The sequence below is a fragment of the Clostridium yunnanense genome (assembly GCF_016595795.1).
Taxonomy (GTDB): Bacteria; Bacillota; Clostridia; order Clostridiales; family Clostridiaceae; genus Clostridium_AR; species Clostridium_AR yunnanense.
Map to the genome: position 1 here is coordinate 58,851 of NZ_JAENHN010000050.1, position 12,036 is coordinate 70,886.

Annotated in this window: 12 protein-coding genes; all 12 read right to left on the bottom strand. The window is 32.6% G+C overall.

The annotated features are described in order from the left end of the window. Window positions 1-549: 549 nt before the first annotated feature. The gene (locus tag JHL18_RS18825; RefSeq protein ID WP_200272089.1) at window positions 550-945 is read right to left on the bottom strand and encodes a hypothetical protein; all 396 of its coding nucleotides are present in this window, start codon (window positions 943-945) and stop codon (window positions 550-552) included. Between the two features lie 14 nt (window positions 946-959). Further along, window positions 960-1,574, bottom strand: a complete 615-nt coding sequence (locus tag JHL18_RS18830) for a DUF4291 domain-containing protein (protein WP_200272091.1) — start codon at window positions 1,572-1,574, stop codon at window positions 960-962. A gap of 73 nt (window positions 1,575-1,647) precedes the next feature. Further along, window positions 1,648-2,874, bottom strand: coding sequence for a hypothetical protein (locus JHL18_RS18835; protein WP_200272093.1), 1,227 nt, complete (start codon window positions 2,872-2,874; stop codon window positions 1,648-1,650). Window positions 2,875-2,928: 54 nt separating this feature from the next. Continuing rightward, window positions 2,929-3,219: a contact-dependent growth inhibition system immunity protein gene (locus JHL18_RS18840; RefSeq protein WP_200272095.1), complete on the bottom strand. Its 291-nt coding sequence runs from the start codon at window positions 3,217-3,219 to the stop codon at window positions 2,929-2,931. A 432-nt stretch (window positions 3,220-3,651) separates the two neighbouring features. Then, the gene (locus JHL18_RS18845) at window positions 3,652-4,011 is read right to left on the bottom strand and encodes a hypothetical protein (protein WP_200272097.1); all 360 of its coding nucleotides are present in this window, start codon (window positions 4,009-4,011) and stop codon (window positions 3,652-3,654) included. Window positions 4,012-4,101: 90 nt separating this feature from the next. Then, window positions 4,102-4,581, bottom strand: a complete 480-nt coding sequence (locus JHL18_RS18850) for a hypothetical protein (RefSeq protein ID WP_200272100.1) — start codon at window positions 4,579-4,581, stop codon at window positions 4,102-4,104. A gap of 74 nt (window positions 4,582-4,655) precedes the next feature. Then, a complete protein-coding gene (locus JHL18_RS18855; protein WP_200272102.1) occupies window positions 4,656-5,885 on the bottom strand; it encodes an IS110 family RNA-guided transposase in 1,230 nt (409 codons plus the stop codon). Window positions 5,886-6,650: 765 nt separating this feature from the next. Next, window positions 6,651-6,818 carry a hypothetical protein gene (locus tag JHL18_RS18860; RefSeq protein ID WP_200272144.1) on the bottom strand — a complete coding sequence of 56 codons (168 nt, stop codon included), beginning with the start codon at window positions 6,816-6,818 and terminating at the stop codon, window positions 6,651-6,653. A 5-nt stretch (window positions 6,819-6,823) separates the two neighbouring features. Further along, window positions 6,824-7,213, bottom strand: a complete 390-nt coding sequence (locus JHL18_RS18865; RefSeq protein WP_200272104.1) for a hypothetical protein — start codon at window positions 7,211-7,213, stop codon at window positions 6,824-6,826. Window positions 7,214-7,225: 12 nt separating this feature from the next. Continuing rightward, window positions 7,226-8,101 (bottom strand): tyrosine-type recombinase/integrase, encoded by an 876-nt coding sequence (locus tag JHL18_RS18870; protein WP_200272106.1) that lies wholly within the window; start codon window positions 8,099-8,101, stop codon window positions 7,226-7,228. A 1,817-nt stretch (window positions 8,102-9,918) separates the two neighbouring features. Further along, complete coding sequence (locus tag JHL18_RS18875; RefSeq protein ID WP_200272108.1) at window positions 9,919-10,371, bottom strand: hypothetical protein; 453 nt, start codon at window positions 10,369-10,371, stop codon at window positions 9,919-9,921. 46 nt (window positions 10,372-10,417) lie between these two features. Continuing rightward, window positions 10,418-12,036 (bottom strand): RHS repeat-associated core domain-containing protein (locus tag JHL18_RS18880; RefSeq protein WP_338025484.1); only part of this gene is annotated, 1,619 nt, incomplete at its 5' end.

Sequence of the window (12,036 nt, forward strand, 5' to 3'; positions counted from 1 at the left end):
GTATAGAAGGTTTGTCTTTTGAGCTCCTTGCTCCTTACTTACTCTTAAGCCTTCTCCATTGTAAGTATTTTTTAATATTGTTCCTGCATCATTTTTTGCTTCTGTTAACTGATTAAAGCTGTCATAGCTATATTGTACTATCTTTTCATTAAACTGAGTATTGTCTGATGCTATAGAACTACTTATTAATGTAGTTACAGTGTTAGCTACAACCTTATCCTTTATCTCTGAGTTTACTATATCGTAAGTCTTTTCTGGACTGTTATAAATATCTGCAACTCTTGCGCTTACTGCTTGTGGTACTACGAAGTTTCTTTACACTAAAAATAGCCAATGCTTCTTCATTAGAAACATTGGCTATTATCCTTATTATAATATATATTCATTTTTTTCTTTTAGTTACAGCTCACTTCATTATTGAAATTATTCCGCTAGCTTAATTTTATTCTTCTTATAAACTGATTACACCTACTCAAATTAGTAACTTCAAAGTAAATTATGTAGTTAATTATATCACAATTTTGCAGTCACCCGATATATATCTAATTCTTATTCTTCTAATATATCACTATAATAGTATTTTAATGCCTGCGATTCCCAATACATTTCAGGTTCTATTCTTTTTTCAATTAAGAACTTTAACCCTTCTTCAGACTTTATTCTTCCTAGTGCAACTAATATATGACATGCTATACTATCCAATTCATCTTCTTGAATCCTTAATAAATCTTTTTCTATACTTTTTAGCAATGTAGTATCAAACTTTGAAATCCAGTATGCTGCTTCCATTCTCGCGTCTCCAGAATAATCATCAATAGCAACTTCAACTAGCATATTTAATAATTCACTACTATTAAGATTTTTAGTAAAGAAATCTTTTGCCTCAGTTTTTGAATGTACTGAATCAATTAACAAACCTCTTATTATATCCTTATTAATGTCCACTCTTCATCACTCTCCTATATCATACCAAGTATATCTCTTATGCTATCATTAACAAAATACTCTTTTTCATTTGGCAATGCTTTGATATCTATAGTCTTATTATGTCTCGCTTCCCTCAAAGTACCAACATCTTCAGTTATATCAGTAATCTTCTTAATCCACTCGTTAACATATTTATTAACCATTGATCCCTTAATTCCTAATTGTATCGCTCTTCTTTCTATAGAATCACCGTATATATCTCTATCTGGGTCCCATTGGCATCTCACTTGTGAAGCACCTAACTTATTCTTCCACTCATCATATGTGGAATAAACTTTTTCATTATACGTAGATAATACTGCATTTAGAATTATTTCCTCAAACCCCTCTCTCATTATATCTATAGCTAAAATTCTTTCTTGGTCAACTTTTGTTCCCCAGCCCGACCTGTACATCATCCAAAGAAAAGATGGTTTTATCCATGTCATTCTATCTACTTTGAATGATTTTCCAAACCTACCTAATTCCAATGCTTCATCAGCAATTCTATTATTATAGGCTTGATAAATTCTAATTGTAGTTTCATCATATGTTGCTAATATTCTTCTATCCTCATGGATTATTTCTTTTTTATATACTTGATTCATTTAAGTTAAACCTCGTTAAAATTAAATATTGTTCTTAGGTAAACCTAGATTGCATAGAGCTTTATCTAGAAAATTACTGTTTTACAATTCTCTTATTTAATATATTACTATTAAATAAATCAATTTGCTCTGGTGTAATACCATAGTTCTTATATGGTCCATCAACTTCTAACCCTTCATAATGATACTTTACATTTGGATTTCCTTTTGAACCATGTTGTGGAACAGCGCTTTCTTGCATATTCTTATAGTACTCTGGATTCATCTCAAACTCAACAATAACCTCTTCTGTTCCAGGCTGTACAATCTTATTATCAAATTCTCGAACCTTCTCCAAGCTTTCTGATGTCCATTTCGTAGGGTCTGCTCCACGTCTTGCAGGCTGTAATCCGTTTTCAAGAGTCTTTTCTGCTTCAGCAATGCTCATTTTTCTATAAAGTTTAGGATTATTTATCTCCTTCTTCTCAAACCATCCACCTAATTTTACATAACCTTTTTTCTTTGCTGAAAAAACCTTCGAAAATATACTAGATTCATCCGCTCTCTTAGCCTCGCTTGTGATGCCCTTTACAAAATTAGCTATTCCTTTTAAGCCTTTTCCTCCAGATACTTCTGCCCTTAAAGCAGACAATCCTAACTTAGCTATTCCTGCAAAGGCTTCTGTTCCAGCACTGCTTACTGTTGATACTGCCATTCCCGTTATATCATAAGCTGTTTCAGACATTCCGAGCTTTTGCTCTGCAAAATCTTTTATTGGATTTATATGCATTGTTGATTCTGCTACTTCCGCAGCTCCGTACACTATACTTGCTGCTCCTGCTCCTATTAAACCTATTCCCACTAATTGCAAACCTGGTACCAATCCAATACCAATTCCTGTAGTTATAGCTCCTGCCCCTGCTACTACAGACATTCCTCCAAATAATAGCTTCGGTACATCTATATTCTTTACATAATTAGCTACCTCTCCAGCCTTAACTGATATACCTGTCTTTACTTCTTCTATCTTTTGCTTCGCATAGTTCGTCACTATCGGTTTTACAACCTTATTATATACTGTCTTTATTGTTTTGTATGTGCTATTTATAGTTTTTCCCCAGCTATATACTGTATCTTTTACATAATTAAATCCACTAGATATGGTAGATGGAAGGTTAATTACAGTATTATAAATATTACTTGCAGTTTCTTTTGCACAACTTATTGCACTACTTAATACACTCTTTGCACTACTTACAAAGTTATCTATAAAACTTGGCCAATGTCCATTTTGATTGTCACAGATTATTGGATATTGCAAAAAAATGGTAGTAACAATTCTTAATTATTACCACCATTTCAAAACAACCACTTGCTAATTTAACATTTCCTTTTTTAATCGTTCTATAATACTGTTGAACCATTGTAGTGGAGTTAATTGTATTGCAGGAAAAAATATTTCAGCATTTGTTTCTATAAATTCATTTTTCTCTTCAAGTCCAATTTCGCTTTTCAAGAAAGTTTCTGCGCTATCAACAATATCTTGCAACCATTCTTTACCCACTTCACTAATATAATCATCAAGTGCATCTTCTGGTGAATCGATATCTTGATGAAATGTTCCTGCTAAAAAAGCTTCAAGTTTTTCCATATAACTATTATCCATTTTACCACTCCTTATTTACTTGGATATGCCGTAAGAATGTCAAACCCTCCAGCACCATTGCTCTTTAAGCTATCAATTTCTATTAAATTCAGTAGCTTTAGCCTTTATTCAACACTTTTAAAATTCAATGCCACTCTTATTCACAGTCTTTTAAATCTCTGTTTTCTGATGTATTGTCGTTGCTTTTTAATGTACTTCTTTTGAAGAATGAACTTATAGTATATGTTAACTGCTAAAAAAATAATGAACCAGCCTACTTAAATTCAGCTGATTCATTTCATCTTTTCACTGCATTATTAATATTATGCAGTATGTATCACTTGATTTTTCCATATATTATTTATCATATTTAAAGCTTTGGGGAATAAATCAGAAGCATATTAACTTTTGTAGCGAGATAGTTTAAACTTATGAAGTAAGTTTAAAAATTTACTATTTCTTTCTCATCGTTGTAAACTCAGGTGGATTAAACCCTTCAAAACATAGTCGTCTTGCTTCGCTTATACTGCTGTCATCTAAAGATTTATTATAATATAAACTACCCTCACAGACAGAAAATACTTGAGAAAAAATACAATCTGATTCAATCAAAGTTTTTACATTGTTACACCAATCATAATTATAATTTAATAGCAATGGTTTTGATGGTCTTTTTTGAGTTTCTCTCTTATATTCTAGCTTTAACCAGTCAACAATATTAATCATCACTACTCTTAGAGAACGAGGACCTACTATTTTTTCTGCATTAATCAATAAAGGCGCTATATTGCTTGTGTTAATACTTGTTAACATATTAGATATTAAATCAATCATTTTCTCACCTCTTTTTAATATACCTGTTTGTTATTTACCCTTTCTATGAATATTAAGTATTCTTTCTTTTTAGTCATTTGGGTTTCTCAATACTTCAGGATAATTATGTTTAATATGATATAACATCTGAGGTAGTGTCTTATAGTCAACTGGTCTACCTGAATTTATTTGAAATTGTCTTTCATAATAATATGCTCGCTTTTCCCATTGCCATGTTGTTTTAGTTTTACCAGCACCATAACCATTTAGGAAGTCTGTGCCATGGATTCCCTCATGTACTACATCACTGTAATAACTTTTTGAACTGGACCTTAAATATAGATGGTCACCCACTGCCCTCGCTTGTGCACCTTCACCAACCCACATATCAAATAATCTATCGCTTATAGTTGTAACTTTTAAATCCCCATTTTTGATTGCATTCGCAATTTCTGTTGATTTAGGCGTTACTCCATCAAGCTCCTTTATAATAGCCTCTTTAGTCAATAAATTACTTGGAAGTGCGGAACTTTCTCCGCCAATTTTCGCTAGAGAACTAGGATTACCCACCCCCTTGGGGCAGAGTCTGTCTTATTATTTATTGGTGGTAGAGCCTACTCTTTTCAATCTCTACCACTATTTTATCATGCTATCTTTTCAACTTCCATATCTGGTAAAATGTATTCAGTCTTATTCTTCATCATCCCATAGATGATGTTGTTAAGCCTTCTCATTACACACACTAATGCTTGTATCTTGGTCTTACCATCTGAAACTTTTCTCTTGTAGTATTCTAGGAAAACTGGATTTCTAGGAGTTCCTTTCTTAGAGACTTGTATCTGTTGAACTGCTAGGAAATAGAACACTCCGTAGAGTTCCCTATTACCTTGCTTACTCTTTTTATCCTTACCTTTACCAGCTGAACTGAAATTTACTGGTGCTATTCCAGAAAACTTAGCTAGCTTATCAGCATTACGGAATCTTTTAATGTCTCCTATGTGAGCAACAAGAGCTATTGCAGTTACAGTATCTATGCCTGGAATTGTTTCAAGCTTTAGGTCTAGTAGTTTTAGTAGTTTTTTCATTTCAGTTTCAACTTTCTTGATTTCCTCACTCTTAAAAGCAATGTCTCTTACAATGCTTTGAATGATGAAATCTCTAGACTCTTGGTACTCTCTTGTTGTATCCCCATCACTTTCTACAATGTCTAGTATCTCTTTAGCCTTTCTTATGGAACAGCTATTATGACTAGGCTTTCTTAGAAATTCTGCTAAAGCTTCATCAGTTACACCTCTTAGGTGCTTCGGTGATGGGTATTCCTCGTAGAATGCTAATGCAGTCTTACTGTTTACATCAGAAAAAAATTTCTTATAGCTTGGGTAGTTATAGTTTAACTGTTCATGAAGCTGGTTAGTTAGAGTTGTTATTGATTTTACAATTGCATCTCTTCTATTCACCATCATTTTTATTGTCCAGTATAAGTCTTGTGGATTGGCATCTGGTAGTGTATCTAGCTTTCTTAAAAGTACTGATGCAATGCACTTGGCATCCCAATCATCACTCTTTTTAGTTGTAGGGTAACTCATTCTTTCCATGAAGGAAAGTGCGGAGTTAACTTCTTTTACTATCATTCCTTTTTCTATTAGGAACACTGCTAAACTTCTACCATAGCCATGTACATCTTCAAGTCCATAGACTGGTGTAAGCTTACCTGCTATCTTATTTACCTTGTTCATTAGTTGTGTGAAATTAGAAGGCTTATTCTCGATGGTTATTGAGCCTATCTTCTCATCCCAACAATCTATTATAACAGCGGTATGGGTATCCTTGTGTAGGTCTAGTCCAACATATATATGATTTTGCTTCTTATGCATATCTACTCACTCCTATTCATCATTCCATGCAGGAACGCAGGCAACCTCAGTTTAAAGCATTCAATCAATCCTCTAGGAGAATTATTGTGCATGGGGGCGAAAGCCAATCCGTTCTTATTCTGCTAGAGGTAATGACCTTGCAGCTTTCAATGAAATCATTATTGAATCTTCTACAGTGAGATAACCCACTCCCGCATTAATTACAATTTCTTTTGATTCAGTATATATCCTAGCTTTATTTTAGTCACATGCTGAAATCACTGATTTTATCTATATTCATAGTATCCCTAGACTTCCTTAACTTGTCCTCCTTTTACAATTTCCAGTTAAGGACTTCCTAGGCTATAAACTGTCTATTTTAAGACTTTTTAACGCTTTTATTTTTAACATCTCCTATTTACTCTTTATTTCTTCTGCCTTCAGCCATTTTTATCTGTTATTCCTTTTAAACCTCTGTTTCTAATTTCCAGTTAACCTATTGTAACTGAAAATATCGTCATTATTGACATTACGATATTACGGTTACAACGATATTTACCTTTTATTATTGGACTCTTTTAGGACGCTTTTAGGGCGTAGTTAATTTTCTAAAGTTGTTGATTTTACTGGCTTAGGGCGTATGGGTGTATCATCTAGTGAATTCTTTTTTATTTTTACTTATTATTCAATTATTTTTTATTGAATTTTCATAGTTTAATGTCCCCATATGCCCAACACATTGATTTATCTAGGTTTTATATGACCTAAATCCGCCCAATATCTGCCCTATCTAAACCTTTTAGGTAGCTTATTCCACAATATTACTGCTGCTACACCACTAGCTTTAGCAACTTCCCCAACTGCTCCTGCTGATGACATTCCACTAAGTATTAACATTATTATTCTTGCAATTAATATCATTATTTCCACTATATTCTCCTCTCTCTGCTCCATAACCACTACTCCATAATGTATTCCATTAAGAATTCATCAAATTCTTTGCTGAACTTTCCTATGGGATAGTACACAGAAACACCAAAGGAATCATTGCATACCCAGATTATTTTTAGCATTTCAACATCTCCTACTATTACCCTTAGTGCGAATTCTGGTAGTGCTTGAGGTACGCTTTTATTTCCCTGCATTAATCCGTATTCATCTAGCACATCAACTGTATCATCATCTTCTAGTACAAGTATTGGTCCAACCTCATCAAGATTGTATGACCTCCAGTTTTCCCCTACAATTCCTTTAGCTATCTCTTTGAAGTATGATTGCAATTCTTCTTTCATTGCTTCGGAAATGTCTCTTAGCTCCTTGATTTCTTCTAAAGTGTAAATTGTTATCATTATTTTCTCCTCCTACAATAGGCTTACCGCCTTCATTTTCTCTTCTCTACTGCTGTTAATATAAAAGGTCATAGTAGTATCGACACTACTATGACCTGCTAGTTTACTTACAGTTGAAATTGGTACTCCTCTATTTATTAACCTTGTACAGAAAGTGTGGCGAAATGTGTGCGGTTTAAGCTTATTTATCATTCCTATCTCATCAGTTAACCTTTCAAGCATTGTATTTATTGCATCTCTTCTTAATGCTCCTCTCTGACCTATTATTAGATATTCAGCATCCTTAGCATTATAATCTCTATCCTTAATGTATTCCTTGATTGCATCCGCTAAATCGAATTTCAATGGAACTTCTCTAAACTTACCTCCCTTTCCGTAAATTTTTATTGAGTAATTCAAGAAATCAATATCTCTAATCTTTATGCTACATAGCTCACTTACTCTAACTCCTGTATAAAGCAGTAACATTATGATTACCTTATTCCTTTTACTTACCTTGTCCTCGTTCTGAATGTAGAAGAGTATCTTATCAACCTCCTTCTCTGAATAGACTTCCACTTGTTTTTCTGAACCATAGGCAATCTTTACCCTGTCCTTAGAATTTTCTACAACTATTTCTTTCATCTCACCAGCAGCTATTAAGTATCTATTTAGAGCATGAATGCTATTTATCTTTTTATTGATTGTTGCTACCTCGTAGTTACTCTCTACCAGAAAATTCTTGTAGCTTACTACGTAGAATCGTTGAAGATTACCATTGAACTCAACTCCTTTAGCTGTTAAGAACTCTTTAAACGCATTAATGTCACCAACATAGCTTTCTATTGTTTTAGGACTCTTTCCATCCTCGATTAAACTTATCTTAAACTCTTCAATTAATTGACACATTGTTATTACTCCCTCCAATTTCTTTACATTAAAAAAGAGTTAATGCTCCCTGATTGGAAACATTAACTCTTTTATCATTGTTATAATATATATTTATCCCCTATTTTAAATTCAGCTGATTTAGCCATTCTTTACAGCTTTTCAATCTGAATGGTATTCTTATTCACATTCTCATAAATCTCTGTTTTCTGATGCGTTACCGTTGCTTTTTAATATAGTTCTACTGGCTGATGTATTGTATTTTCAGATTATTATTATTGAAATATTTATTACTTGGTTCATTTAATCCTCTGAATACAGTACAGATTAATCATTTACATTGATTAATCTTATTATATATTCCTGTATCAATTATATCTATTTTTCAATTGATTAATTCTTATTATTCTTAACTCTGATTATCTATAATTATATCAATTATTATTTCTTTATCTGTATTTATTATATTTTATATTGAAATATATTTATTATTTATTATTTATTTCAATCTTATATCTTCTTATCAGACATATGCCCCCCTACCCCCCGTTACAATTTCCTAGTCCCTAGTTCCTATTTCCAAGTCCCAAGTCCCAAGTCATTATAGTCAACTATATTATTTATATGTTTTATTTTATTAATTCTTTTTATTTTTTAGTGCTTTTATACTACATATTATATGTTCTCAATTCCATTAACTTTTAAGTGGAATTATTGAATCCAAGTCTTTCTAGCCTATCAGGTTACCTATCTCTTCTATACTGGTTTTACTGGCTCCTATAGATACCTGTTCTAATTATCCAGGAAATCCTTTATCAGATGCTATTATCTGTCCAAGCATTAAAGATTTTATCCTGTATATATATTATTGTTCCCAATTCCATTAACTTTCAAGTGGAATTATTAAACCTAGGTTTTCCTAGCCTATCAACTTACACATCTCTTCTATGCTCGTTTTACTGGCTCCTATAGATGCCTGTTCTAATTATCTAGGAAGTCCTTTATCAGATACTTTTATCTGTGCAAGCATTAAAGATTTTGTCCTGTATATATTATTGTTCCCTATTCCATTAACTTTCAAGTGGAATTATTGAATCTAAGTCTTCCTAGCCTATCAAGTTACATATCTCTTCTATACTGGTTTTACTGACTCCTAGATATACCTGTTCTAGTTATCCAGGAAATCCTCTATCAGATACATCTATCTTTTCAAGCATTAAAGATTTTATCCTGTATATATTATTGTTCTGAATTGCATTAACTTTCAAGTGGAATTATTGAACCTAGGATTTCCTGGCTTATCAAGGCACATATCTCTTCTATGCTCATTTTACTGGCTCCTAAGGATGACTGTTCTAATTATTCAGGAAATCCTTTATCATATACTTATACTTGTACAACTGCCGAAAAGATTTTAATTATTTATCAGTAGCTATTAAATTCAGTAGCTTTAGCCTTTATTCAACACTTTTACAGTTTAACGCCACTCTTGTTCACAGTCTTTAAAATCTCTGTTTTCTGATGTGTTATCGTTGCTTTTTAATATAGTTCTTTTGAATGATGTATTTATAGCATCTTTTAACTGCTAAAAAAATGAACCAGCCTACTTGATTTCAGCTGATTCATTTCATCTTTTCACTGCATTATTAATATTAATCAGTGAGCTTATTTTAATATTTCATATTTGGCATCTATGAAAGTCCTATACTTACGTTACCAATTTTTTTGCTAAATATTTTTGAAGTGACTTTCTCTACAATTTTGTAGTTACCTTCCTTTCTAATTAACAAATCTTTCAATTTTATTAATTATCTTAAAATGTTAATTATAATTATTCATCATGTTAATTTAGGCTCGAAATCTTCTAATCGTCCTTCTTTAAAAACAATTATACCTCCTCCACATTTCGTACACATTATAGGCTCTACTTCTTCTTCCTTTATGCATCTTTCAACATAACTCTTTCTCTTTTCTAAATTAAATGATGTTGTTAGTAAAAACTTTTCAAGTATCTTATCCCCATTAGTCCATAATTTAATTTCTTCAGAACTCGGTCTATCACTTGCATCGCTATTATTTCTTGTAATCATTTTATTTCTAGATTGTGGATAATCATGATACATTCGTTCTGTCTTATATAACAATTGCAACTCTTGCTTTAACTTTTCTAAGCAACAATAATCAATGATTTCCTCTAGTGGACTTTCATAGGGGTCTCCACCAAATTGTTCAATTGAAAACTCCGCTCGACAATTAGTACAATACAAAGGTGTATCTAATTTGTTTTCCATAATAATTTTAATCACCTCTAATACAATTTATTGCCTCATTTTAATTTTATTTTTTATTATAATAATTAAGTTGACTAGTAAAATTGTCAATTGTAGAGTTAGAATTTATATAAGCACTTGAATAATCGTTGATTCTTCCTTGTAGAAAATCTTTATATTCCTGGCTAAATCCTTTTCTCTCCGCTAAAGACATTTCATACTTATATGCATCTATTTCTACAATGTTTCTCATATCACGTTTAAGCCATCCCTTTTGTTGAAGAACTGATTTCCCAGTTTGGCTTAAGGATACAGAGTCATGGAACACATGACGACTTTCATGAAGCAAGTCTATATACCTAAATTCATTAGGATTAATTTCTATAGTTCCATTCTTTAAAACATTAGCTGGATTACCCGAAGGTAAATTATAATTTTCAACAACCTTGTAATTGCGTCCTTCGAGATTTGCTTTCCAACTGTTAAATTCATCAGTTCCATATGCTAATCTATCAAAACGCTCCACACCTGTTAATGGGATTTCGCCTGATTTTGAAAGCACGTTAGCATTACCCGCCCCCTTAGTCTCGCTTGTAATGCCCTTTACAAAATTGGTTATTCCTTTTAAGACTTTTCCTCCAGATACTTCTGCCCTTAATGCAGACCATCCTAACTTAGCTATTCCAGCAAAGGCTTCTGTTCCAGCACTGCTTACTGTTGATACTACCATTCCTGTTATATCATAAGCTGTTTCAGACATTCCTAGATTTCTCTCTGCAAAATCTTTTACCGGATTTATGCGTCCTGTCCATTCTATTACTTCTCCAGTTCCATAGGCTATACTTGCTGCTCCTGCTCCTATTAAACCTATTCCCACTAATTGCAAACCTGGTACCAATCCAATACCAATTCCTGTAGCTATAGCTCCTGCCCCTGCTACTACAGACATTCCTCCAAATAATAGCTTCGGTACATCTATATTCTTTACATAATTAGCTACCTCTCCAGCCTTAACTGATATACCTGTCTTTACTTCTTCTATCTTTTGCTTCGCATAGTTCGTCACTATCGGTTTTACAACCTTATTATATACTGTCTTTATTGTTTTGTATGTGCTATTTATAGTTTTCCCCCAGCTATATACTGTATCTTTTGCATAATTAAATCCACTAGATATGGTAGATGGAAGGTTAATTACAGCATTATAAATATTACTTGCAGTTTCTTTTACATAACTTATCGCACTACTTAATACACTCTTTGCACTACTTACAAAGTTATCTATAAAACTTGGCCAATGTCCATTTTGGTCATCATAGATCATTGGGTTGTTATTTACATAAGTATATAGATTTAAGCTTAATGGATCATTTGCATTTCCTCTATAGGTATCTTCCTGCATGAATCTTGCTGATTCTGGATCATACATTCTGTTTAGCAGATAGTACTTTCCTATTTCTTCATCATATTGATATCCTGCATATCTATATGGGTTGCTGAAGGTTGATGTATTTTCTTGTACATTTCCAAAGGCATCATAATAGTAACTTCCTATTATTCCTCCCTTTCCATCTAATAAGTTTGTAACATCTCCATGTCCGTTGTACATGTAGTATGCTGTTGTATTCCCTGACTTTCTGCTTATTAGGTTGTTTCCATATACATTTCTTGCTTTTTCTGTTCCAG